This window comes from Thioalkalivibrio sp. XN279 (genome assembly GCF_011089885.1).
GTDB lineage: Bacteria > Pseudomonadota > Gammaproteobacteria > Steroidobacterales > XN24 > XN24.
On the sequence record NZ_JAANBD010000027.1, the window covers coordinates 239,803 to 261,076 of the forward strand.

The 21,274-nt window shown below is 68.8% G+C and carries 25 protein-coding genes, 1 tRNA gene and 1 pseudogene; 18 read left to right on the plus strand and 9 right to left on the minus strand.

The features are described from left to right. Positions 1 to 90 precede the first annotated feature (90 nt). A complete protein-coding gene (locus G8346_RS08060; RefSeq protein WP_166050020.1) occupies positions 91 to 441 on the plus strand; it encodes a cytochrome c in 351 nt (116 codons plus the stop codon). Between the two features lie 64 nt (positions 442 to 505). Here the strand turns inward: G8346_RS08060 and G8346_RS08065 are convergent, their stop codons facing one another. Next, the gene (locus G8346_RS08065; RefSeq protein WP_166050022.1) at positions 506 to 1,561 is read right to left on the minus strand and encodes a COX15/CtaA family protein; all 1,056 of its coding nucleotides are present in this window, start codon (positions 1,559 to 1,561) and stop codon (positions 506 to 508) included. A gap of 232 nt (positions 1,562 to 1,793) precedes the next feature. Here G8346_RS08065 and rpsT point away from each other — a divergent pair, with 232 nt between their 5' ends. Continuing rightward, positions 1,794 to 2,060 carry a 30S ribosomal protein S20 gene (rpsT, locus tag G8346_RS08070; RefSeq protein ID WP_166050024.1) on the plus strand — a complete coding sequence of 89 codons (267 nt, stop codon included), beginning with the start codon at positions 1,794 to 1,796 and terminating at the stop codon, positions 2,058 to 2,060. A gap of 83 nt (positions 2,061 to 2,143) precedes the next feature. Here rpsT and cgtA read toward each other — a convergent pair whose 3' ends face one another. From cgtA to rplU, 3 genes are all read right to left on the minus strand, one after another. Further along, a complete protein-coding gene (gene cgtA, locus G8346_RS08075; RefSeq protein ID WP_166050026.1) occupies positions 2,144 to 3,199 on the minus strand; it encodes an Obg family GTPase CgtA in 1,056 nt (351 codons plus the stop codon). A 72-nt stretch (positions 3,200 to 3,271) separates the two neighbouring features. Further along, positions 3,272 to 3,529: a 50S ribosomal protein L27 gene (rpmA, locus tag G8346_RS08080; RefSeq protein ID WP_166050028.1), complete on the minus strand. Its 258-nt coding sequence runs from the start codon at positions 3,527 to 3,529 to the stop codon at positions 3,272 to 3,274. A 27-nt stretch (positions 3,530 to 3,556) separates the two neighbouring features. Beyond that, entirely contained in the window at positions 3,557 to 3,871 is a 315-nt protein-coding gene (gene rplU, locus G8346_RS08085; protein WP_166050030.1) for a 50S ribosomal protein L21, read from the minus strand. A 176-nt stretch (positions 3,872 to 4,047) separates the two neighbouring features. Here rplU and ispB point away from each other — a divergent pair, with 176 nt between their 5' ends. Together ispB and G8346_RS08095 are read left to right on the plus strand one after the other, a co-directional pair. Then, positions 4,048 to 5,061, plus strand: a complete 1,014-nt coding sequence (gene ispB / locus G8346_RS08090; RefSeq protein WP_166050032.1) for an octaprenyl diphosphate synthase — start codon at positions 4,048 to 4,050, stop codon at positions 5,059 to 5,061. 35 nt (positions 5,062 to 5,096) lie between these two features. After that, a tRNA-Pro gene (locus tag G8346_RS08095) sits at positions 5,097 to 5,173 on the plus strand. Positions 5,174 to 5,241: 68 nt separating this feature from the next. Here the strand turns inward: G8346_RS08095 and G8346_RS08100 are convergent. Continuing rightward, positions 5,242 to 6,078 (minus strand): mechanosensitive ion channel family protein, encoded by an 837-nt coding sequence (locus G8346_RS08100; RefSeq protein WP_206202642.1) that lies wholly within the window; start codon positions 6,076 to 6,078, stop codon positions 5,242 to 5,244. A gap of 144 nt (positions 6,079 to 6,222) precedes the next feature. Here G8346_RS08100 and G8346_RS08105 point away from each other — a divergent pair, with 144 nt between their 5' ends. Both G8346_RS08105 and G8346_RS08110 read left to right on the plus strand, forming a co-directional pair. After that, positions 6,223 to 6,807, plus strand: a complete 585-nt coding sequence (locus G8346_RS08105; protein WP_166050034.1) for a LemA family protein — start codon at positions 6,223 to 6,225, stop codon at positions 6,805 to 6,807. A 35-nt stretch (positions 6,808 to 6,842) separates the two neighbouring features. Further along, entirely contained in the window at positions 6,843 to 8,786 is a 1,944-nt protein-coding gene (locus tag G8346_RS08110; RefSeq protein WP_166050036.1) for a M48 family metallopeptidase, read from the plus strand. Here G8346_RS08110 and G8346_RS08115 read toward each other — a convergent pair. Continuing rightward, the gene (locus G8346_RS08115; RefSeq protein WP_370520586.1) at positions 8,762 to 9,886 is read right to left on the minus strand and encodes a PQQ-dependent sugar dehydrogenase; all 1,125 of its coding nucleotides are present in this window, start codon (positions 9,884 to 9,886) and stop codon (positions 8,762 to 8,764) included. The genes G8346_RS08110 and G8346_RS08115 overlap by 25 nt on opposite strands. Before the next feature lie 64 nt (positions 9,887 to 9,950). Continuing rightward, positions 9,951 to 10,952, minus strand: coding sequence for a LysR substrate-binding domain-containing protein (locus G8346_RS08120; RefSeq protein WP_166050040.1), 1,002 nt, complete (start codon positions 10,950 to 10,952; stop codon positions 9,951 to 9,953). 90 nt (positions 10,953 to 11,042) lie between these two features. Here G8346_RS08120 and cysK point away from each other — a divergent pair, with 90 nt between their 5' ends. The 4 genes from cysK (at position 11,043) to G8346_RS08140 (ending at position 13,570) form a co-directional block, all read left to right on the plus strand. Next, complete coding sequence (cysK, locus tag G8346_RS08125) at positions 11,043 to 11,999, plus strand: cysteine synthase A (RefSeq protein ID WP_166050042.1); 957 nt, start codon at positions 11,043 to 11,045, stop codon at positions 11,997 to 11,999. 88 nt (positions 12,000 to 12,087) lie between these two features. Beyond that, positions 12,088 to 12,678 carry an NAD(P)H-dependent oxidoreductase gene (locus tag G8346_RS08130; protein WP_166050044.1) on the plus strand — a complete coding sequence of 197 codons (591 nt, stop codon included), beginning with the start codon at positions 12,088 to 12,090 and terminating at the stop codon, positions 12,676 to 12,678. A gap of 63 nt (positions 12,679 to 12,741) precedes the next feature. After that, the gene (locus G8346_RS08135) at positions 12,742 to 13,089 is read left to right on the plus strand and encodes a hypothetical protein (protein WP_166050046.1); all 348 of its coding nucleotides are present in this window, start codon (positions 12,742 to 12,744) and stop codon (positions 13,087 to 13,089) included. A 16-nt stretch (positions 13,090 to 13,105) separates the two neighbouring features. After that, positions 13,106 to 13,570, plus strand: a complete 465-nt coding sequence (locus G8346_RS08140) for a YbaN family protein (protein ID WP_166050048.1) — start codon at positions 13,106 to 13,108, stop codon at positions 13,568 to 13,570. 6 nt (positions 13,571 to 13,576) lie between these two features. Here G8346_RS08140 and G8346_RS08145 read toward each other — a convergent pair whose 3' ends face one another. Together G8346_RS08145 and G8346_RS08150 are read right to left on the minus strand one after the other, a co-directional pair. Beyond that, positions 13,577 to 14,146 carry a DUF3365 domain-containing protein gene (locus tag G8346_RS08145; protein WP_166050050.1) on the minus strand — a complete coding sequence of 190 codons (570 nt, stop codon included), beginning with the start codon at positions 14,144 to 14,146 and terminating at the stop codon, positions 13,577 to 13,579. 10 nt (positions 14,147 to 14,156) lie between these two features. Beyond that, complete coding sequence (locus G8346_RS08150) at positions 14,157 to 15,023, minus strand: MBL fold metallo-hydrolase (protein WP_166050052.1); 867 nt, start codon at positions 15,021 to 15,023, stop codon at positions 14,157 to 14,159. A gap of 113 nt (positions 15,024 to 15,136) precedes the next feature. Here G8346_RS08150 and G8346_RS08155 point away from each other — a divergent pair, with 113 nt between their 5' ends. The 8 genes and pseudogenes from G8346_RS08155 (at position 15,137) to G8346_RS08190 (ending at position 21,272) form a co-directional block, all read left to right on the plus strand. Continuing rightward, positions 15,137 to 15,490, plus strand: coding sequence for a metalloregulator ArsR/SmtB family transcription factor (locus G8346_RS08155; RefSeq protein WP_206202644.1), 354 nt, complete (start codon positions 15,137 to 15,139; stop codon positions 15,488 to 15,490). Between the two features lie 81 nt (positions 15,491 to 15,571). After that, a complete protein-coding gene (locus G8346_RS08160; RefSeq protein WP_166050053.1) occupies positions 15,572 to 16,120 on the plus strand; it encodes a chalcone isomerase family protein in 549 nt (182 codons plus the stop codon). Between the two features lie 14 nt (positions 16,121 to 16,134). Continuing rightward, positions 16,135 to 16,674 carry a DUF3833 domain-containing protein gene (locus tag G8346_RS08165; protein ID WP_166050055.1) on the plus strand — a complete coding sequence of 180 codons (540 nt, stop codon included), beginning with the start codon at positions 16,135 to 16,137 and terminating at the stop codon, positions 16,672 to 16,674. After that, positions 16,664 to 16,849: pseudogene (locus G8346_RS15115) on the plus strand (MerR family transcriptional regulator); the annotation flags it as partial. The gene G8346_RS08165 and the pseudogene G8346_RS15115, both read left to right, overlap by 11 nt. A gap of 644 nt (positions 16,850 to 17,493) precedes the next feature. Then, positions 17,494 to 17,943: a nuclear transport factor 2 family protein gene (locus G8346_RS14630; RefSeq protein WP_206202645.1), complete on the plus strand. Its 450-nt coding sequence runs from the start codon at positions 17,494 to 17,496 to the stop codon at positions 17,941 to 17,943. A 20-nt stretch (positions 17,944 to 17,963) separates the two neighbouring features. Then, entirely contained in the window at positions 17,964 to 19,241 is a 1,278-nt protein-coding gene (locus G8346_RS08180; RefSeq protein ID WP_166050059.1) for an NAD(P)/FAD-dependent oxidoreductase, read from the plus strand. Then, positions 19,210 to 19,995: a DUF1365 domain-containing protein gene (locus G8346_RS08185; protein WP_166050061.1), complete on the plus strand. Its 786-nt coding sequence runs from the start codon at positions 19,210 to 19,212 to the stop codon at positions 19,993 to 19,995. The genes G8346_RS08180 and G8346_RS08185 overlap by 32 nt, the downstream gene beginning before the upstream one ends. Beyond that, positions 19,992 to 21,272 (plus strand): cyclopropane-fatty-acyl-phospholipid synthase family protein, encoded by a 1,281-nt coding sequence (locus tag G8346_RS08190; protein WP_166050063.1) that lies wholly within the window; start codon positions 19,992 to 19,994, stop codon positions 21,270 to 21,272. The genes G8346_RS08185 and G8346_RS08190 overlap by 4 nt, the downstream gene beginning before the upstream one ends. Positions 21,273 to 21,274 lie beyond the last annotated feature (2 nt).

The window sequence follows — 21,274 nt, forward strand, 5'->3', positions numbered from 1 at the left end:
GCGGGCCTCCATGTCCGCGGCGTTCACGCCGGCCCCAGCCTGACCACGAGGCCGGCACTGCAACCGAGTCCTTATTCCGGGAGTTCACCCATGCGCAAGATTCTTCTCCTCAGTGCCGCGGCCGCCCTGTGCATCGCCGCCGCCCCCGCCCAGGCCGCCGACGTCGAGGCCGGCAAGGCCAAGTTCCAACAGTTCTGCGCCACCTGCCACGGCCCGACCGGCCATGGCGACGGCCCCGCCTCCGCCGCGCTGAAGCCCAAGCCGCGCGCACTCGACGACGCCGAGTGGCAGAAGTCGGTCGACGACGACTACATCAAGAAAGTCATCACCGAAGGCGGCGCGGCGGTCGGCCTGTCGCCGATGATGACGGCCTGGGGCCACGCGCTGAAGGGCGACGATCTCGAGAACGTCGTGGCTTACATCCGCAGCCTCGACGACTGAAGCGGTCGCGACGCTGTAGCCATGCAGGGCCGGCGATGTATCGCCGGCCCTTTTTGTTTCGCGCTCAGGCCGTAGCGGCCGCGAGCGCGGACTGGCGCGGCGCGCGCCCCGTCTCGTGCAGCGCAAACAGCAGCGCCGCGATAAGCACCACGGCGCCGCCCTGGTGCGCCGCGCCGAGACCGACGGGCACGTACAGCAGCAGCGTCTTGATGCCCAGGGTGGCCTGCACCAGCACCATCCCGCCGACCAGGTGCATGGCGAGGCGCTGCGTGCGGTCAAGCGGGACGCGCCAGGCGTAGAGCCAAGCGCCGAGCACCAGCAGGGCCGTGGTGACCCCCAGCCAGCGGTGCGTGAACTGGACCATCACCGGGTGCTCGGTCCAGTTGCGCCAGGCGGGATCGAGATGCAGCAGGCCGTCCGGGATCCACTGCCCGGCCATGAGGGGAAAGGTGTTGTAGACATACCCGGCCTTGTTGCCGGCGACGAAAGCCCCGGAGACCACGGTGACCACCAGCAGCCCGAGCAACACCTGCAGCGGGCGCTGCGCCGCTGTCGGCGCGCCCAGGCGCGGCCGCAACAGTCCCAGCGCCACCCAGAACATCGCGCCGAAGATCAGCAGCGCCAGGCTGAGATGCGCGGTGAGGCGGTAGGGACTGACGCGCGGGATATCGACCAGCCCGCTCTTGACCATGAACCAGCCCATGTAGCCCTGCAGGCAACCCATGGCGAGGATGCCGAGCAGCGGCCAGCGCAGGCGGGCCGGGATTTTCCCGCGCACCCAGAACACCACCAGCGGCACGATGAAAACCAGCCCCAGCAGGCGTGCCAGCAGCCGGTGCGCGTATTCGAAGCCGTAGATGAACTTGAACTCGTCCATCGACATGCCCCGATTGACCTTCTGGTACTCGGGCGTGGCGCGGTACAGGTCGAGCTCCGCCTGCCAGGCTGCCTCGCTCAAGGGCGGCAGCACGCCGGTCACAGGCTTCCATTCCGTGATGGACAGGCCGGAGCCGGTGATCCGGGTCACGCCGCCCAGCACCACCAGGCAGAACAGGACCAGGCAGCAGGCCAGCAGCCACATCGCCAGCTGGCGCTCGGTGCGTTGTGTTTCGCTTGTCATGATGCTTCCGCTTTCGTGCCGGACCGGGTGCCGGAGTCGCCCGGCGGCTGTTTTCGCGGCGACGGCTGGGCGCGCGCCGGCAAGGGCGCAGATTCTAGCAATCCGGGCGCCGCAGTGGCAGCGCCCGATGCGCGGTTGAACTTGACATCAAGGGCCTGCTGCATGACGATATGCGGCTTCGCGCGTGCGGGCCGCGGCCCGGCGCAGACCAGATTCAACGGGAGTCGATACCTTGGCTAACATCAAGTCGGCCCAGAAGCGCGCTCGCCAGAGCGTCAAGAACCGGGCCCACAACATGGCGCTGCGCTCCAAGATGCGCACCTACCTGAAAAAGGTTTCCACGGCGATCGAGTCGGGCGACCGCGCTGCCGCCGAGGCCAGCTACAAGGCCGCGATGCCGGTGCTCGATTCCATGGTGAACAAGGGCATCGTGCACAAGAACAAGGCAGCCCGGCACAAGAGCCGGCTGAACGCGCGCATCAAGGACCTCTCGGCCTGAAGCGCAGCGCTGCCTGCTGAGACGAAAAAGCCGGCGCTTGCGCCGGCTTTTTTCTTGCCCGCAGCTGGACTGCCCGCGGCGCCTCAGGCGCCTTCCGTTCCGTCCCCGTGCCCCGCCGCCTCGCGGCGCGCCTGCGCCTCCAGGTACTCGCCGGCGGCCCGCACCAGCTCGTCCGTGCCCTGGCCGGTGGCCGCGGAGACGCAGAACACCGGTCCCTTGTAATTGACCGCTGCAGCGACCCGCTGCCCGATTTCCTCGCCCTTGCCGGGAGGCAGCTTGTCGATCTTGTTGATCACCAGCCAGCGCGGCCAGGCACCGAGCTCGTCGCTGTAGGCATGCAGCTCGTCGATGATGTCGCGGGCGCCCTGCTCCGGGGCCGGCTCGCCCTCATGCCAACTCGCGTCCACCACGTGGAACAGCAGCCGGGTGCGCTGCAGGTGCCGCAGGAAGCGCGTGCCCAGCCCATGCCCCTCTGCCGCGCCCTCGATCAGGCCCGGGATGTCGGCGATGACGAAGGTGCGGCCCTCGTCGAGCTCCACCACGCCGAGGTTGGGGTGCAGGGTGGTGAAGGGATAGGCGCCGATCTTCGGCTTCGCCGCGGTCACGGCGGCGAGCAGCGTGGACTTGCCGGCATTGGGCAACCCGAGCAGGCCGACGTCGGCCAGCACGCGAAGCTCCAGCTTCAGGTTGCGATACTCTCCGGGAGTCCCGGGGGTCGACTTGCGCGGCGCACGGTTGATGCTGCTCTTGAAATGGGTGTTGCCCTTGCCGCCCACGCCGCCCTGGGCCACCAGCAGCTTCTGGCCGGGCTCGATGAGATCGCCCAGCACCTCGCCGGTGTCCAGCTCGTGCACCACCGTGCCGACCGGCACCGGGATGAAGATCGGCTCGCCCGAACGTCCCGAGCAGTTGCTGCCCTGGCCCGGCGCGCCGTTGGGGGCGCGAAAACGCCGCGTACGCCGGAAGTCGGCCAGAGTGTTCAGCCCGGCGTCCGCGATCAGCCAGACCCCGCCACCATGGCCGCCGTCGCCACCGTCGGGGCCGCCGAAGGGAATGAATTTCTCGCGCCGGAAACTGACGCAGCCGTTGCCGCCCGCTCCTGCCTGGACCGTGATGCTGGCTTCGTCGACGAATTTCATGACTGCGCTCCCACAAACGCGAAGACCCCGGGGTCGCCGGGGTCTTCACAGCATAGCGCGAAAGGGGTCCGTTCAGTCCGTGACGATATTCACGAACTTCCGGTTCTCGGGACCCTTGGTCTCGAACACGACCTTGCCGTCCGCCTTGGCGAACAGGGTGTAGTCGCGCCCGCAGCCGACGTTCACGCCGGGATGGAACTTGGTGCCGCGCTGGCGCACGAGAATGTTGCCGGCGATGACCTGCTCGCCGCCGAACTTCTTCACGCCGAGGCGCTTGGACTGGGAATCGCGGCCGTTACGCGTGCTGCCGCCTGCCTTTTTATGTGCCATTTGCGCTTACCTCCCCGTGATCCCGGCTCAGCCGCCGACGATCCCGGTGATCTTGACCTGGGTGAACTGCTGCCGGTGACCCTTGGTGCGCCGGTAGTTCTTGCGCCGGCGGAACTTCACGATCTCGACCTTGCGGGCCTTGCCCTGGGCCATGACGGTGGCCTGCACCTTTCCGCCCTCGATGTAGGGCTTGCCGACGCTGACCTTGTCGCCGTCGCCGACCAGGAGGACCTGGTCGAATTCGACCTTGGCGCCTTCCTCGGCGTCGAGCTTCTCGACTCGCAGGACCGCGCCCTCGCTGACCCTGTATTGCTTACCGCCAGTGGCGATCACGGCGTACATGGATGCTCCTGGAAACTGTTTGCCCGGCCGAACTGGCCCGGAGAAAGCCGTGCATTGTATGGGCTTGCGGCCTCCGGGTCAAACATCTTGGGCGCTCCGCGGCAGGGCTGCCGCGCCGCGCCAGATTCGCCATAATACCGCCCCCGGGCCCTGCCCAGCCAATACCCCACGCGACCATGTCCGACACCGCCACCGCGCCCGCCGCCACAGCCTCTCCGGCGGACACCCTGGAGGCCATCCGCGCCCTGGTCGCCGCGGACCTGGCCGCGCTCGACCGTTGCATCTTCGACAGCCTGAGCAGCGACGTCGCGCTGGTCGACCAGGTCGCCCGTTACATCGTGTCCGGCGGCGGCAAGCGGCTGCGTCCGCTGCTGGTGCTGCTGGCGGCGCGTGCCTGCGGCTACCAGGGCGCCGAGCATGTCCAGGCCAGCGCCATCGTGGAGTTCATCCACACCGCGACCCTTCTGCACGACGACGTGGTGGACGGCTCGGAGTTGCGGCGCGGACGTGACACGGCCAACGCGGTCTTCGGCAACGAGGCCAGCGTCCTGGTCGGCGATTTCCTGTACTCGCGGGCGTTCCAGATGATGGTCCGGATCGGCCGCATGCGCATGATGGAAGTGATGGCCGACGCCACCAACACCATCGCGGAGGGCGAGGTCCTGCAGTTGATGAACTGCAACGATCCCGACACCGACGAGGCCCGCTATTTCGAGGTCATCCGCTGCAAGACGGCCAAGCTGTTCGAGGCCGGCGCCCGGGTGGCGGCGATCCTCGCCGAGGCCGGCGCGGCAACGGAGAGCGCACTGGCGGAGTACGGCATGCGCCTGGGGACGGCTTTCCAGCTGGTGGACGACGCCCTCGACTACGAAGGCTCTGCCGACGCCATGGGCAAGAACATCGGCGACGACCTCGCCGAGGGCAAGCCCACCCTGCCGCTGATTCACGCCATGCGCGCCGGCACGCCGGCGCAGCGCGACGCCATTCGCGCCGCCATCGAGCACGGCGGGCTGGAAGAGCTCGACGCCATCCGCAGCGCTATTGAATCGACCGGGGCGCTCAACTACACTGCGCGGCTTGCGCGCGAGCAGGCCGACGCGGCGATCGCGGCCCTGGCGCCCCTGCCCCGCTCCGGGTTCAGGGACGCCCTGGCGGGGCTCGCCCGCATCGCCGTCGAAAGAACGGCCTGACGCAAGCAAGCACGGGCCGCAGCGCGGCCGTCGTTCGGGGTGTAGCGCAGCCTGGTAGCGCGTCTGCTTCGGGAGCAGAAGGTCGGAGGTTCGAATCCTCTCACCCCGACCACTCAGGACAAGAAAACAGCCCCGGGAGTCCGCCCCCGGGGCTGTTTCATTTGTGCCCTCAGCGTGCCTTCAGGAGGCGTGCTGGTAGACGTGCAGGTCGCGCTGCGGGAAGGGGATGCTGATGCCTTCCTGGTCGAAGCGCTTCTTCATCTTCTCCTGCAGGTCGAAATACACGCCCCAGTAGTCGGCGCTGTTGACCCACGGCCGCACCGCGAAGTCCACGCTGCTCTCGCCAAGGTTCAACACGGCAACCACCGGCTCCGGATCCTTGAGCAGGCGGGACTCCTCGTTGAGCACCTCCCAGATCACGCGCTTGACCTTGTCGAGGTCGTCGCCATAACCGACGCCGAACACCAGGTCGAGGCGCCGCGTATCGCGCGCCGAGTAGTTGGTGATGGTGTCCGAGGTCACCTGGGCGTTGGGGATGATCACGATCTTGTTGTCGGGCGTCTTCAGCGTGGTCGTGAACAGCTGGACTTCTTCCACCGAGCCGGCAGTGCCTGCCGCCTCGATGTAGTCGCCGGCCTTGAACGGCCGGAAGATGATCATCAGCACCCCGGCAGCAAAGTTTGCCAGCGAGCCCTGCAGGGCGAGGCCGATGGCCAGGCCGGCGGCACCCAGCACGGCGATGAAGGACGTGGTCTGCACGCCGAGTTGTCCGACGGCGGCGATGACCACCATGGTGAGCAGGCCAAAATAAGCGATATTGCCCACGAAGCCGATCAGCGTCGGGTCGGTCTCGGCTCTCTGCATGCCCCGCTTCAGCAGGTTGGAGATCCTCCGCGCCAGCCACTTACCGATGAAAAATACGACGATCGCGGCGATGAGCTTGAGCCCGAACTGCGACACCCAGTCCACCATGGTGCTCATCTGCTCGGGCGATACCAGGCTCTTCACTTCTTCCATTTTCTCGACTCCCTTCCGGGGCAGATCCCCATCAGGGGCGACATGGTAGGGGCCCCGCGCGCCCGCCTCAACCCGAGGCGGCGCGCTTTGCCGCGTCGCGGCAGTGTCGTATGCTCGCCCGGCAACCCCCTGGGAGGAGTCGTCATGGGACTGTGGATCGTGCTCATCATCATCGCGGCCGTCGTGCTCTGGGCGATCGGCATTTACAACAAGCTGGTCAACCTGCGCAACGCGGTGAAGAACGCATTCGCCCAGATCGACGTGCAGCTGACCCGCCGCTACGACCTCATCCCCAACCTGGTGGAAGCGGTCAAGGGCTACATGAAGCACGAGCGCGAGACGCTGGAGGCCGTGATCTCCGCGCGTACGCGCGCCGTCCAGAGCCTCAAGTCGGCGTCGGAGCACCCGGAGAGCGCCGCGGCCATCCAGGAACTCTCCAGCGCAGACGCGGGACTCTCTGCGGCGCTCGGGCGGCTGTTCGCATTGTCCGAGGCCTACCCGGACCTGAAGGCGGACCGCAACATGATGCAGTTCCAGGAGGAACTGACCAGCACCGAGAACAAGGTCGCTTTCGCGCGCCAGGCGTTCAACGACGCCGTCATGCGCTACAACAACGCGCGCGAGAACTTCCCCAACAACCTGGTGGCGAACTCCTTCAGCTTCGACGCCGCCGCCTTCCTCGAGATCGAGTCCGAGGAGAAGCGCGCGGTGCCGCAGGTCAGCTTCTGAAGCCCCGCTGACGCGCGGCCGGGAACCGGCGCGGCATGGATTTCTTCGGACGCCAGGAAGCGGCTCGCAAGCGCTCCGGCTGGCTGCTCGGCGCCTTCGCGGTCGCCACCGGGGCGGTGGCGCTGGCGGTGGGCTTCGTGCTCGCCGTGGCTTTCTCAGTCGTCGCGGCGCCCGAGGGCCAGCTGGCGACCGGCTTCGACCCCCGGGTGTTCGCTGTCGCGGCGATGGTCACGGCCGCTTTCATCGGCCTGTCGTCGCTGTGGCGGCTGCGCAATTTGCGCGGCGGCGGCGGCGCGGTGGCGCAGTCCCTCGGCGGCGAACGCGTCACCGGCCTTGAGCGCGACCCCCTGAAGCGCCGGCTGCACAACGTGGTCGAGGAGATGGCGATTGCGGCGGGTCTGCCGGTGCCCGAGGTCTACGTACTGGAGAACGAGCCCGGCATCAACGCCTTTGCCGCCGGCATGGAGCCGACCAACGCCGCCGTGGCCGTGACCCGCGGCGCGCTCGACCGGCTGTCGCGAGACGAGCTGCAGGGCGTGGTGGCGCACGAGTTCAGCCATATCCTCAACGGTGACATGCGCCTCAACGCGCGCCTGATGGGCTACCTGTTCGGCCTGGTGGCGGTGAGCATGGTGGGGCGCGCCATGCTGCGCGGCGGCACTTACGGCTCGGCCCGGGTACGCGTCGGCAACCGCCGCGGCGGCGGGGCCGGCGCGCTGGTCGCGGTCGGGCTCGCCATCCTCGTGCTGGGCTCCATCGGCGTGTTCGCCGGTCGCGTGCTGCAGGCGGCGGTGTCGCGGCAGCGCGAGCACCTGGCCGACGCGGCGGCGGTGCAATTCACGCGCAATCCGGCCGGGCTGGCCAACGCGCTGAAGCGGATCGCCGCCTCGCCGCTGTCCTCCGCGGTGCGTGCCGTGCGGCGCGAAGAGATCGGCCACATGCTCTTCGCGACGGGGCGGCGCAGCCTGGCCGGACTCCTGGCCACGCACCCGCCCGTCGCCGGGCGCATCCAGGCGCTGGATCCGGGCTGGAAACCGGGGGATCCCGCGCCGCCGCTGCCGGCGCCGCCGGAGCCGGCACGCGAGACCGGGACCGGAGGTGGGGCTGGCGCCGCGGGCACGGCAGACGCCGGCGGCATCCTGCCCGGCTTCCCCGGCCTGCCCGGCATGGAAATCGGCATGGCCGCCGCCCTGGTCGGCGCCGTGGACCTGTCCATGGCCCGGCGCGTGCTGGCCATGGTGCCGGAAGAGCTGCATCGCGCGGTGCTCGAGCCCGAGGGCGCCGCCGCGGCCTGTCTCGCCCTGCTGCTCGACCCCAAGGAACGGCAGCGCGACAGCCAGCTGGCGTTACTCGAGGCCCGGCTCGGCGGTGTGGCCGCCGACCGCATCGCCCAGCTGGCGGGGCACGTCGCCGGACTGTCGAACACCCTGCGCCTGGCCCTGCTGGATCTCGCCAGCCCCGCACTGCATCACCTGTCGGAAGCACGGCAATCCGATCTCGTGCACCTGGTGCAGCGACTGGTGGAACTCGACGGCGTGATCGAGCCGCGCGAGGCGGCCCTGGCGGCCGCGATCGAGACGCGGCTGCGGCCCGACCAGGGCACAGCGCCCGATATAGAAGGCGCGCTGGCGATGCTGGTGCTGCTGGCGCGCGCCGGCCACGAGAGCGACGCGACGGCGGCCGAGGCCTGGCGCCAGGGTGCCGCGCGCCTGCGCGAGGCCGGCTTCGCGCTGCCCGATCCCCTGCCCGACTTCGCCGTCGTCAACCAGACCGCCGGCGCCTATTCGGCTTCACGCGCCGCGCGGCTGGCCGCCATGAAGGCCCCGGACCGCAAGGCGCTGCTGGAAGCCATGGCGGCAGTGGCCGGCCACGACGGCCACTTGCGCCAGAGTGAACTCGAACTGCTGCGCACCGCGGCCTCGGCACTGGGCATGCCGATGCCGCCGCTGCAGCCTCAGTCGACCGGCTCGATGCGGTAAAGCCCGCCGTCCGCCATGTCGGTCAGCACGTAGACCAGGCCGTCGGGGCCCTCGCGCACGTCACGTATGCGCCCCACCAGCCCCAGCAGCAACTCTTCCTCGTGCACGACCTCGCCGTTCTCGATCACGACGCGGCGGATGCGCTCTGCGGCGAGACCTCCGGCCAGCAGGTTGCCGCGCCAGGCGGGAAACTTGTCCGCAGTCACCAGCGCCAGGCCGGACGGCGCCAGCGTCGGCAGGAACTCGTAGACGGGATCGACGTAACCCGGCCGGCTGCGCGCCTCCCCGTACTGGGCTTCGGTGCGATACTCGCGCGCCTTGCTCACGACCGGCCAGCCGTAATTCTTGCCCGGCTCGATGCGGTTGAGCTCATCGCCGCCGCGCGGCCCGTGCTCCGTCACCCAGACCACCTCGCCGGCCGGATCGATCACCATCCCCTGGATGTTGCGATGGCCCAGCGACCAGATCTCGGGGTGCGTGTCGTCACGGCCGACGAAGGGATTGTCCGCAGGCACCGTGCCGTCCGCATTCAGGCGCAGCAGTTTGCCGGCATGGTCCAGCGGATCCTGCGCCCGCGGCGGGTCTGAGCCGCGGTCGCCGATGCTCAGCAGCAGGGTGCCGTCGGACAGCCAGGCGATGCGCGAACCATAATGCCGCCCCGGCCCGGACAGGCGGTCCTGCGAGAACACCTCCTCGAAGTCCACCAGCCGGTTGCCTTCGAGCCGGCCGCGCCCGAGCGTGGTCGCAGTGCCGTCGGCATCGCCCTTCGAGTAAGTCAGGTACACCAGGCGATTCTCGGCAAAACCGGGGTGCAGCGACACGTCCAGCAGTCCGCCCTGGCGTATGGCGCTGATGCCGGGCAGGCCGGTCACCTCGGTCTTGCGCCCGTCGCGCACGAGTTGCAGCCGGCCCGGCCGCTCGGTCACCAGGAACCCCCCGTCGGGCAGGAACGCGAGGCCCCACGGCCGTTCCAGTCCGTCCGCCAGCTGCACCACGCGAATCTGCTGGTACTGCGTCCGCACGCTGTCCGCCACGACGTTGGGCCCGGCGGCGGCCAGCCACGAGGGCGCGCCCAGGGCCAGCACACCAAACGCCATCATGTGCTTCAGCTTCGCCACGCTCATCTCCTCCAGAAGCTCGACAAGGCCATTACTCTAGCATCCGTCACGGCGCCTCCAGCGTCTCCCAGCTGCGCAACGGGAGCTCCACCGCGGCCAGCAGCGCATCGACCTGCTCCGGGGTGGCGCACGTCGCCGCCGAGCGCACGGTGGCCGGGTCGAGGTGTGCGGCGAACAGCTGCAGGAACTCGAACATGTACTTGCGCAGCACCAGGTCGCGGCGAAACCCGATCCAGGTGGTGCAACGCGGGAACAGTCCGGTGGCGTCCACCGCCACGAGGTCTTCGTCGGCAGTTTCGGCATGCGCCATCCCGGCCACGATGCCGATCCCCAGCCCCAGCCGGACGTAGGTCTTGATCACGTCGGCGTCCCGCGCCGTGAACACGATGCGGGGCTCGAGGCCGCGCGCCGCAAAGGCGTCCTTGAGGCTCGAACCGCCCTCGAAGTTGAACACGTAAGTGACGAGCGGGTGTTCCGCCACCTCCGCCAGGTCCGGCCGCCGTCCGAGCGCGGCGAGCGGATGATCGCGCGGCACCAGGATGACACGGTCCCAGCGGAAGCACGGCAGGGTGACCAGGTCCGGAAAGCGGTGACGGGCCTCGGAGGCGATGACGAAGTCGACCTGCCGCCGGGCCGCCATGTCGGCCAGTTGTTCCGAGGTCCCCTGGTGCAGGTCCAGCGTGACGTCCGTATAGCGCTGGCGAAACCGCGCGATGACGCCCGGCAGTACGTAACGCGCCTGGGTGTGGGTGGTGCCGATGGACAGGCTGCCCGCGACCTCCTGGTAGCGCCCGGCAGAGATGCCGCGAATCGCTTCGACTTCCTGCATGATGCGCGCGGCGCGGCGCGCGACTTCCTCGCCCTCCGGCGTCAGGGCGACCAGGTTCTTGCCGTGCCGGGCGAAGAGATACAGCCCCAGCTCCTCCTCCAACAGCTTGATTTGCTTGCTTACACCCGGTTGCGAGGTGGACAGGCGCTCGGCCGCTGCGGTCATGTTGAGACCGTTGTCGATCACCGCCAGCAGGTAGCGTAACTGTTGCAGCTTCATAACCAGATCGCATGTAGCTCCAAGGAAAGGGTATTTCCCGAATACCGGGCCTGCCTTATATGCTTTTGAGCATAAGCCAACGGAGGTCTCATGATCTACGACAACATTCTCGGCACCATCGGCTCCACCCCGGTGGTGCGCCTGAACCACATCGGCCCGAAGCACACGACCATCTACGTCAAAGTCGAGTCGTTCAATCCCATGGCCTCGGTCAAGGACCGGCTCGCCTTTGCCATCATCGACGACGCGGAAAAGCGCGGCGTGCTGAAACCGGGCCAGACCGTGGTCGAGGCGACCTCGGGCAACACCGGCATCGCGCTGGCCATGGTCTGCGCCGCCAAGGGCTATCCCTTCGTCGCCACCATGGTGGAAACCTTTTCCATCGAGCGGCGGCGCGTGATGAAGGCGTTGGGCGCCAAGGTGATCCTCACACCCGCCGCCGAGCGCGGCACCGGGATGGTGCGCAGGGCCGAGGAACTGGCGGCGAAGCACGGCTGGTTCCTGGCGCGCCAGTTCGAGAACGAGGCCAACCCCGCCTTTCACCGCAACACCACCGGCCCGGAGATCCTGCGCGACTTCGCCGGCCGCCGGCTGGACTACTGGGTCAGCGGCTGGGGCACGGGCGGCACCCTGACCGGCGCCGGCGAGATCATCAAGCTGGCGCGGCCCGAGGTGAAGATCGTGGCCACCGAGCCGGAAGGCGCCTCGCTCTTGGGCGGCAAGGAGTGGAAGCCGCACAAGATCCAGGGCTGGACCCCCGACTTCATCCCCAAGGTGCTCAACCGGGAGGTCTACGACGAGCTGGTCACGGTGACGGACGAGGAGTCCCGCGAATGCGCCCGGGCGCTGGCGACCAAGGAAGGGATCCTGGTGGGGCTGTCGGCCGGCGGCACGCTGGCCGCAGCGTTGCACGTCGCGGAGCGCGCCGAGCCGGGCTCAGTGCTGCTGGCGATGCTGCCGGACACCGGCGAGCGCTACCTCAGCACGTACCTGTTCGAGGACATCACGGACAGCTCGGACGACGACTGGCTGGCCGGCCTGGGCTGAGCTGCGGGCGACGCTACGGCAATCCGAACTGCCGCCGCGGCGGCCTGCTCGCTAGGATGCCCCAGGGTTTCCAGGAGGATTGCGCCGCGTGAGCAAGCAGATCGTGATCATCCAGGGCCACCCCGACCCCGAGGGCGGGCATTACGGGCATGCCCTGGCCGCAGCCTATGCCGACGGCGCCCGCGCCGGTGGCCATGCGGTGGAGATCCTGCCCGTGGCCCAGCTTGAGTTCCCGCTACTGCGCAACAAGCGTGACTTCGACAGTGGCGATCCGCCGGACGCCATCCGGCGGTGCCAGGCCGCGATCAAGGCGGCCGACCACCTGGTGATCATCCACCCCTTGTGGCTGGGCTCCATGCCGGCCCTGCTGAAGGGTTTCCTGGAACAGGTGTTCCGGCCGTCCTTCGCCTTCGAGCGCGCGGACAAGCCCGGGCGCCCGGGCAAGAAACTGCTGCAGGGCAAGAGCGCGCGCGTCATCGTCACCATGGGAATGCCGGGCTTCGCCTACCGCTGGTTCTACGGCGCCCACGCCGTGAAGAGCCTGGAGCGGAACATTTTGGCCTTTACCGGCTTCAAACCCATTCACCGCACCCTCATCGGCATGGTGGAAGCTGAAGACGACAAGGGGCGGCAGAAGCGGCTGGCCGAGGTGCGCGCGCTGGGTCGCGACGCCGCCTAGGCCGGCACTACAATTGTTCGCAAGCAATGGCGGCGCCCCCGGCGTGCCGCCCGGAGATGAATCATGTGGCGATTGATCGCCCCGGTGCTGGCAGTCCTGCTGCTCGGCGCCAGCTTCTTCCGCGCCGGCGACGCGCCCATGCTGGTCGCTTGCGTCGTGCTGCTCGGTCTGATGGCCGTGCCGCGCCCCTGGGCGGCGCGCATCGTCCAGGCCGCCCTCGTGCTCGGCGCCGCGCGCTGGGTGTTCGTCGCCTGGATGATCGGCTCGATGCGCGCAGCTGCGGGCGCGCCCTACCTGCGCATGGCCCTGATTCTCGGCGCCGTCGCCCTGTTCACCCTGCTGGCGGCGCTGGTCTTCCGCAGCGCCCGCCTGCGCCGCTTCTATGGCCTCGCGCCCGCCGCGGCGGCCTGAGGCCGCGGCAGGCGCGATGAACAGCAAACGGGTCCGGCGCGGCCGGCTGCACAACCCGGAGACCTATCTCGATCATGCCGCGCGCTGGATGCTCATCAGCGCGGGCCTGATCTGTGTCGGCCTCGGCGTGCTGGGCATCCTGCTGCCCGGGCTGCCGACCACGCCGTTCCTGCTGCTGGCGGCCTACTGCTTCGCGCGCAGCTCCGAGCACTTCCACGACTGGCTGCTGAACCACCGCTGGCTGGGCAGTTACGTGCGCAATTTCGAGGAAGGCCGCGGCATGACGCGCCCGGCCAAGGCCACCACCCTGCTGGTGATGTGGCTGTCGTTCGGCGTCACCATCATCTTCTTCGTGCCCGTCACCTGGGCGAAGATCGCGATGTTCCTGATGGCGTCCGCCGTCACCGTTTACCTGTTGCGCCTGCCGACCCCGCCGCACGCGGCGCCGGCCAACGCAGAGCGGCCGCCGGCCGCGGACTGAAGCGACTCAGTCCGCCGGCCAGGTGATGGTGAAGGCGCCACGCAGCTCCCCGGGCTGGTAGCCGCGCGCCTCGTCCTCCGGGTACAGGCGGTCGATGGCCTGCGCCACCGGCTCGGCAAGGTCCGGGCCGTGGCAGCCGAGACACTGCGGCTGCACGATGATCGCGCTCATGAAGCGCACGCGTCCGTCGGGCAACGTGTCCAGCCGTGACGGCGGCGACTCCGGTGCGCCCGCGGCCAGCTCAGCCGCAAAGGCCTCCAGCACGGCCTGCTCGTGCGCATCCGGGCGGTTGTCGGGATTGCGCAGCCGGGTGGACGTGCGGCCCACCTCGGCGCCGGACTGCTCCGCAGCTGCGCGCGCGATGCGCGGCGCATCCTCGTTGCATACCCTGATGGCGGCCAGCGGTCCGCCCTCGGCCATGGCGGATTGCAGCGCGGTGCGCAGCTCGGCGCCAAAGCCGGCGGCAATGGCGCGGCCCTCGGCCGCACGGTCGACCTCGGCCGCCGATACGGCGCTGGCCGAGAGGCACCCGGCCAGTATTGCGGCCAGCGTCAATGGAACAAAAGTGGTTTTCATTTCTCGTCTCCTAAAGGGTGTCGAGCGGTACGCGCAGGTAGCGCCTGCCGTTGTCCTCGGGCTCCGGCAAGCGGCCGGCACGGATGTTCACTTGCACGGCAGGAATGATGAGCGCCGGCATCTTCAACCCCGCATCCCGCGCCGTGCGCATGCGCACGAAATCCGCCTCGCGCGTAGCGGCGTCGATGTGGATGTTGCCTGCCCGTTGTTCCGCCACGCTCCACTCGCAGCGCGGTGCGCGCCCCTCGGGCGGGTAGTCGTGGCACAGGAACAGGCGCGTCTCCGGCGGCAGGGCGTACAAGCGCTGCACCGAGGCGAACAGCCGCGCCGCGTCGCCACCCGGGAAATCACACCGCGCCGTGCCGTAGTCGGGCGCGAACAGCGTATCGCCGATGAAGGCCGCATCGCCCGCCCTGTAGGTGACGCTGTCGTCGGTATGTCCGGGCGTGGCCATGACCTCGATCTCGACCTCGCCGAGCATGAAGCGCTCGCCGTCCGCGAACAGCCGATCGAACTGGCGCCCGTCCACGGGGAAGCCCGCGCCGAGGTTATAGATGTCCCGGAAGTTGGCCTGCACCGAGGTGATGCCGCGCCCGATGGCGACCGGGGCACCTGTGCGCTCGTGCAGGAAGGCGGCCGCGGAGAGGTGGTCGGCATGCGCGTGGGTCTCGAGGATCCAGCGCAGTTCCAGCCGTTCCGACTCGATGATGGTGAGCAGCGCGGCCGCGCTTGCGGTGCCGGTCCGCCCCGCGGCGCCGTCGTAGTCCAGCACCGGGTCGATCACGGCAGCCTGGCGCGTCGCGGGATCCCACACCACGTAGGAGAAGGTGGAGGTCGGCTCGTGATAGAGCCCCCTGACCTCGGGTACTGTTGCCATGTGCGCGGGCCTCCTTGTCAGCAGATGCGCTCGAGCCGCTATTATTTCAGATATAGCTAATTTAGTTAACTTCTCTTTTGTTACAGTGCGCTCCAGCGTAGGATAGCGGCGTTATGAGCGCCAAACCCCAACCCGCCGCCGTATGCGCGCCCCGCCTCGATATCGACGCCGAGGAAATGCGCGTGCATGCGGACGATGCAGCCCGGCTTCTCAAGGCGCTGTCCAACAGCTCCCGCCTGATGGTGCTGTGCAGCCTCGCCAAGGGCGAGCTGAGCGTGGGCGAGATCAACGCCCGCGTACCACTGTCGCAGTCGGCGCTCTCGCAGCACCTCGGGGTGCTGCGTCGTGACGGGCTGGTGCACACCCGCCGTTCCGCCCAGGTGATCTACTACCGGCTCGCCGAAGGCCCCGCCGGCCGGCTGATCGAGGCCCTGCACGACATCTTCTGCGGCAACGCCGCCGGCTGAACAGCCTAGTTCTACGAAATTGAATCCGGCGGCTCTGCCCCCGGCGAACTCCCGTGCAGTCCATCCCGGGAGTGCTCCGCCATGCCGCCACGCTTCATCACTGCCGCAGCCGTGCTGCTTTCGAGCCTGCTGGCCGTCCCCGTCCAGGGCGCTGCGGACCTGTCAGGCCCGCTCGACGCGCTGCACGAGGTCGGCAGCGGCGAGCTGACATGGTTCGGCCTGGACGTCTACGAGGCCCGCCTGCACAGCGCGACCCCTGAATTCAAGGGCCTGGACGGCTCCGTCCCCGTGGCCCTCGAGATCACCTACCGGCGCAACATCTCCAGCGAGAGCCTGGTCAAGACCACGGCCAAGGAGTGGCGGCGGCTGCGCACCGAGCTCGGCCTGCCCGCGGCGGAACGCCTGCAACCCTGGCTCGACGCGGTGGCCGAGATCTGGCCCGACGTCACCCCCGGGGACCGCATCATCGCGCGCGTCGAACCCGGCGGGCCCACCTTCTTTTACGGCAACGACGGGCTCCTCGGAGTGGTCGACGATCCCGACTTCGGCCCGGCGTTCCTCGGCATCTGGCTCCATCCCGAGACCCGGGACGCCTCCCTGCGCGCGGCGCTGCTGGGAGATACCCGGTGAAGCGGCTGCACGGAATGACGGCCTCACTGGTGCTGGCGGCGGCCGCGCTGTTGCTGTCGGGCTGCGCGGTGCAGGTCACCGACTACGCGGGCCGGGAGCCCGAGCTCGACCTGCAGACCTATTTCGACGGCCCGCTCGTGGCCTGGGGCATCGTGCAGGATCGCAAGGGCGAGGTCACGCGCAGCTTTCGCGTCGACATGGTCGGCCGCTGGGACGGCGACCGGGGCGTGCTGGAGGAGGACTTCCTCTGGAGCGACGGCACCACCGAGCGGCGCGTGTGGAATTTCCGCAAGCTGGACGAGCACCGCTACATCGGCACCGCCGGCGACGTCGTCGGTGAAGCCGAGGGCGAGGCGCACGGCAACGCACTGCGCTGGCGCTACACCCTGGCGCTGCCATGGAACGACGGCACCATCAACGTCCGGCTGGACGACTGGATGTGGCTCATCCAGGACGACATCCTGGTGAATCGCTCCGAGATCCGGAAGTTCGGTTTCCGCGTCGGCGAGGTCACCCTGTTCTTCCAGAAGAAAGGATCCGGACATGGCGACTGAATGGCCTGACGGAGGTCTTGGCGGCCTGTTCCCGATCCGCGTCGTCGCCCAGCTGACGGGCATCAACCCGGTCACCATACGCGCCTGGGAGCGTCGCTACGGCCTGGTCCGGCCTGCGCGCACTCCGGGCGGCCATCGCCTGTACAGCCAGGTGGACGTGGAACGGTTGCGCGCAGCTTCGCGCCTGGTGGCCCGCGGCGTCTCGATCAGCGGCGCATCGCGCATGCTGCACGAGTCGGGCGAGGCGTCCGGCGAACTGCGCGACAATGGCCTGGCGCACTGGCTGGAGTGCTTCAGCGAGCGTCTCGAGGCACTCGACGACCACGGCATGCATGCCGTCGTCGACGCCGCCGAAGCCCAGCATCCGGGGCTCGGCATGGCGCTGGTCGACCGCCTGCCCGGGCTGGCGCGCGAATTGCCGCACATGCAGGTGACCTTCCTGGACGCATGGCTCCAGGGACGGCTCACGGCAGCGGGCACCCGCAGCCCCGGCGGCGAACCGCGCGTGCTGTTTGCGGCCGGCGCCGAGCCCCGCGGTCACCGCACCTGGGCGCTCGCTCTCGCCTCGGGGCTGCATGCCCATGGCCTGCGCCCGGTCGTCGTCACCACGCAGGCCGCCGACGAGCTGGCAACGGCGGCCGGAGCCACGAGCTGCACGGCGCTCGTCCTGGCCGGCACTGCGGTGCCGCCGCAGGCAAGCCTGCCTTGCGGCGTGCCCGTCTTCTGCAGGTCCGACGAGGCCGCCGGGACCGTGCTGGGCGAAGACCTGGCCGCGGCGCGCAGCGTCCTCGCGTCCAGCCTGTGCACAGGCGCCGCAGCGTGAGCCCCGTGATCGCTGCCGCGTCCGCGGGAGAGCCGGCAACCCTGGCGCGCTTCCGCGAGGCCTACCAGGTGCTCGACCGGGACCACCTGCACCTCCTCGACGCGGTCTATGCGCCGCAGGTGGTGTTCGAAGACCCATTGCACCGCATCGAGGGGCTCGATGCGCTGCGCGACTATTTCGCGCGCATGTACCAGGGCGTCGAATCGATCCGTTTCGATTTCGGCACGGTGCTGCATACGGCCGACGAGGCCATGCTCACCTGGACCATGCACATGCGCCACCGGCGCCTCCGCCCGGGCGAGTCCCTCGCGCTGCCGGGGGCGACTCACGTGCGCTTCGGGGACCAGGTCCATTACCACCGCGACTACTTCGATGCCGGTGCGCTGTTGTACGAACGCCTGCCGCTGCTGGGCAGCGTGGTACGCGCTGTGCGCAGCCGGGTCTGAGGCCTCCAGGAAGAGTGATCATGAAAATTGCGATTATCGGCAGCGGGATTTCCGGCCTCACGGCAGCGCGCAGGTTGTGCGTCGACCACGAGGTCACCGTGTTCGAGGCCAATGACTACATCGGCGGCCACACCAACACCATCGACGTGCAAGCGGAAGGCCGCAGCTGGGCGGTGGACACCGGCTTCATCGTCTTCAACGACTGGACCTATCCCAACTTCATCGCCCTGATGGACGAGATCGGCGTCGGTTCGCAGCCGAGCCAGATGGGCTTCAGCATGCGCTGCGAGCGCAGCGGCGTCGAGTATTGCGGCAGTTCGCTCAACCAGCTGTTCGCCCAGCGTCGCAACGTGGCCAGCCCGCGCTTCTGGGCCATGATCCGCGACATCCTGCGCTTCAACCGCGAGGCGCTGGAGTTGCTGCAGGGACAGGACGATGCACTCGGCCTCGGCGACTACCTGGCGCAGCGCCGCTACTCGCAGCGCTTCGTCGACCACTACATCGTCCCCATGGGCGCCGCCATCTGGTCCACCGACCCGCAGACCATGCTGCGCTTCCCGGCGCGTTACTTCGTGGATTTCTTCAACAACCACGGCCTGCTTTCGGTGAAGGAGCGGCCGCAGTGGCATGTCATCAAGGGCGGCAGCCGCAGCTACATCGGCCCGCTGACCGCGCCCTTTGCCGACCGCATCCGCCTTAATGCCCCGGTGCACAAGGTGGAACGCGACGAGGGCGGCGTGGACCTGGTGCTGGACGGCGGGCACCGTGCCCGCTTCGACGCCGTGGTGTTCGCCTGTCACAGCGACCAGGCGCTGGCGCTGCTCGAGCAGCCGGATGCCGTGGAGCGCGAGGTGCTGGGCGCGATCCCCTACCAGCACAACCGCGCCGTGCTGCATACCGACACCAGCGTGCTGCCGCGCCGTCGCTCGGCCTGGGCGGCCTGGAACTACCATGTCCCCCGCGAGCAGCGCGACGCGGTGGCCGTGACCTACCATATGAATATCCTGCAGACCCTGCCGGCGCGGACCCAGTTCCTCGTCACCCTCAACCCGTCCATGCACATCGATCCGGCGCGGGTCATCCGCGAGATCGATTACCAGCATCCCGTTTACACGCCGGAAGGCGTTGCGGCGCAGCGCCGCCGCAGCGAGGTCATGGGCCTGAACCGCAGCTTCTATTGCGGCGCCTGGTGGAGCTACGGCTTTCACGAGGACGGCGTGAAGAGCGGACTGGTGGCCGCGGCCGCAGTGCAATCCTGGAGCAGTCATGCACAGCTGCCTCTACGTCGGGCAAGTTAACCACCGGCGGCACGGCGGGGGCGACGACCCGGTGTCGAACGCCTTCACCTACCGCCTGTTCATGGTCTACCTCGACCTGGCCGAGCTGGATCGAGTATTCCGCGGCCGCTGGCTGTGGAGCACGCGGCGCCGGGCGCCGGCCTGGCTGCGACGCGAGGACCACATGGGCGACCCGGCGGTGCCGCTGGAGCAGGCGGTGCGCGACCTGGTCCAGGCCCGCACCGGACAGCGCTCGGCCGGGCCGGTGCGCATGCTCACCCACCTGCGCTACTTCGGCCATTGTTTCAACCCCGTCACTTTCTACTATTGTTATGACGCTGCAGGAACCGAAGTCGATGCCGTCGTGTGCGAGGTGAACAACACGCCCTGGGGCGAGCAGCACTGCTACGTGCTGCCGCGGGATGCTGCGCGCGTGCGCGGCCCCAGCCAGGAATTCGAGCTGGACAAGGAATTCCACGTCTCCCCCTTCCTGCCCATGCACACGCATTACCGCTGGCGCTTCACGGCGCCGGGGCCGAGGCTGCTGGTGCACCTGCGCAACGAGGAGGCGCGCGGCCACGCCTTCGACGCCACCTTGAGCCTGGAACGTCGCGAGATCACCGGGCGCTCGCTGGCCGCCGCGCTGGCACGATTTCCCTTCATGACCCTGCGGGTCGTGGCTCTCATCTACTGGCAGGCGCTGAAGCTGAAGCTCAAGGGCGCCGTTTTCTACACGCACCCGTCGAAGGGTACCGCGGGACTGGAGAAACCATGAGCGAAGACATCATCCCGGCCGAGCTTGCGTTATCCCACGTCGACCGGCAGGTCCGCCCCAGCCGCATGCAGGCGCTGGCCAAGCGCCTGCTGCTGGAGCGCCTGGCCCGCATTCGCCACGGCGGCATCGAGATCCACGACGCCGACGGCACGCGACGTTTCGGTGAGCACGGCGTCGCCGGCGCCCCGCAGGCGAAGATCGAAGTGCTGCACCCGCAGTTCTGGGCCGACGCGGCCTTCGGCGGCACCACCAGTGGCGGGGAGGCTTACATCCACGGCCTGTGGAAATGCGACGACCTGACCGCACTGGTGCGCATCCTGGTGGCCAACCGCGCCGTGCTCGAGTCGATGAACGGCGGCGCGACGCGCTTCGCCGCTGTCGGCCGTCGTGTTGCGCACTGGCTCAATCGCAACAGCCGCGAGGGCAGCCGGCGCAACATCTCGGCCCACTACGACCTGGGCAACGATTTCTTCCGCCTGTTCCTCGACCCCACCATGAATTACTCCTGCGGGATCTTCGAGCGCGAGGACGCCAGCATGGAGCAGGCATCGATCGCCAAGATGGACGCCGCCTGCCGCAAGCTCGACCTGCAGCCCGGCGACCACCTGGTCGAGATCGGCACCGGCTGGGGCGGACTGGCCCTGCATGCGGCCAGGCATTACGGCTGCCGCGTGACCACCACCACGATCTCGCGCGAACAGCACGCCCTGGCCTCCGAGCGCATCCGTGCCGCCGGGCTGCAGGATCGCGTGACGCTGCTGCGCAGCGACTACCGCGACCTCGAGGGCCAGTTCGACAAGCTGGTCTCGATCGAGATGATCGAGGCGGTCGGCCACCAGTACCTCGATACCTACTTCAGCGCCTGCTCGCGGCTGTTGAAGCCTGACGGGCTGATGCTCATCCAGGCCATCACCATCCGCGACGAGCACTATGCGAACGCGCTCAAGTCGGTGGACTTCATCCAGCGCTTCATCTTTCCCGGCGGCTTCCTGCCGTCGGTGTCGGCCATGACCGGCAGCCTGGCGCGCAGCAGCGACCTGCAGCTCCTGCACCTGCAGGACATCGGCCTGCACTACGCCACCACGCTGCGCCTGTGGCGCGAGCGCTTTTTCCGCAACCTCGACCAGGTGCGCGCGCTGGGCTACCCGGAGAGCTTCATCCGCATGTGGGAGTACTACCTCTGCTACTGCGAGGGCGGTTTCCTGGAGCGCAACATCGGCACCGTGCAGATGCTGCTGGCCAAGCCCCGCAACCGCCGCCCCTCGCTGTCCTACTGAGC

Excerpts from the sequence above, each read along its gene's own strand:
- G8346_RS08060 (WP_166050020.1), top strand. The coding sequence starts at position 91 with ATGCGCAAGATTCTTCTCCTCAGTGCCGCGGCCGCCCTGTGCATCGCC.
- G8346_RS08065 (WP_166050022.1), bottom strand. The coding sequence starts at position 1,561 with ATGACAAGCGAAACACAACGCACCGAGCGCCAGCTGGCGATGTGGCTG.
- cgtA (WP_166050026.1), bottom strand. The coding sequence starts at position 3,199 with ATGAAATTCGTCGACGAAGCCAGCATCACGGTCCAGGCAGGAGCGGGC.
- rpmA (WP_166050028.1), bottom strand. The coding sequence starts at position 3,529 with ATGGCACATAAAAAGGCAGGCGGCAGCACGCGTAACGGCCGCGATTCC.
- rplU (WP_166050030.1), bottom strand. The coding sequence starts at position 3,871 with ATGTACGCCGTGATCGCCACTGGCGGTAAGCAATACAGGGTCAGCGAG.
- ispB (WP_166050032.1), top strand. The coding sequence starts at position 4,048 with ATGTCCGACACCGCCACCGCGCCCGCCGCCACAGCCTCTCCGGCGGAC.
- G8346_RS08100 (WP_206202642.1), bottom strand. The coding sequence starts at position 6,078 with ATGGAAGAAGTGAAGAGCCTGGTATCGCCCGAGCAGATGAGCACCATG.
- G8346_RS08105 (WP_166050034.1), top strand. The coding sequence starts at position 6,223 with ATGGGACTGTGGATCGTGCTCATCATCATCGCGGCCGTCGTGCTCTGG.
- G8346_RS08110 (WP_166050036.1), top strand. The coding sequence starts at position 6,843 with ATGGATTTCTTCGGACGCCAGGAAGCGGCTCGCAAGCGCTCCGGCTGG.
- G8346_RS08115 (WP_370520586.1), bottom strand. The coding sequence starts at position 9,886 with ATGATGGCGTTTGGTGTGCTGGCCCTGGGCGCGCCCTCGTGGCTGGCC.
- G8346_RS08120 (WP_166050040.1), bottom strand. The coding sequence starts at position 10,952 with ATGAAGCTGCAACAGTTACGCTACCTGCTGGCGGTGATCGACAACGGT.
- cysK (WP_166050042.1), top strand. The coding sequence starts at position 11,043 with ATGATCTACGACAACATTCTCGGCACCATCGGCTCCACCCCGGTGGTG.
- G8346_RS08135 (WP_166050046.1), top strand. The coding sequence starts at position 12,742 with ATGTGGCGATTGATCGCCCCGGTGCTGGCAGTCCTGCTGCTCGGCGCC.
- G8346_RS08140 (WP_166050048.1), top strand. The coding sequence starts at position 13,106 with ATGAACAGCAAACGGGTCCGGCGCGGCCGGCTGCACAACCCGGAGACC.
- G8346_RS08145 (WP_166050050.1), bottom strand. The coding sequence starts at position 14,146 with ATGAAAACCACTTTTGTTCCATTGACGCTGGCCGCAATACTGGCCGGG.
- G8346_RS08150 (WP_166050052.1), bottom strand. The coding sequence starts at position 15,023 with ATGGCAACAGTACCCGAGGTCAGGGGGCTCTATCACGAGCCGACCTCC.
- G8346_RS08155 (WP_206202644.1), top strand. The coding sequence starts at position 15,137 with ATGAGCGCCAAACCCCAACCCGCCGCCGTATGCGCGCCCCGCCTCGAT.
- G8346_RS08160 (WP_166050053.1), top strand. The coding sequence starts at position 15,572 with ATGCCGCCACGCTTCATCACTGCCGCAGCCGTGCTGCTTTCGAGCCTG.
- G8346_RS08165 (WP_166050055.1), top strand. The coding sequence starts at position 16,135 with ATGACGGCCTCACTGGTGCTGGCGGCGGCCGCGCTGTTGCTGTCGGGC.
- G8346_RS08180 (WP_166050059.1), top strand. The coding sequence starts at position 17,964 with ATGAAAATTGCGATTATCGGCAGCGGGATTTCCGGCCTCACGGCAGCG.
- G8346_RS08185 (WP_166050061.1), top strand. The coding sequence starts at position 19,210 with ATGCACAGCTGCCTCTACGTCGGGCAAGTTAACCACCGGCGGCACGGC.
- G8346_RS08190 (WP_166050063.1), top strand. The coding sequence starts at position 19,992 with ATGAGCGAAGACATCATCCCGGCCGAGCTTGCGTTATCCCACGTCGAC.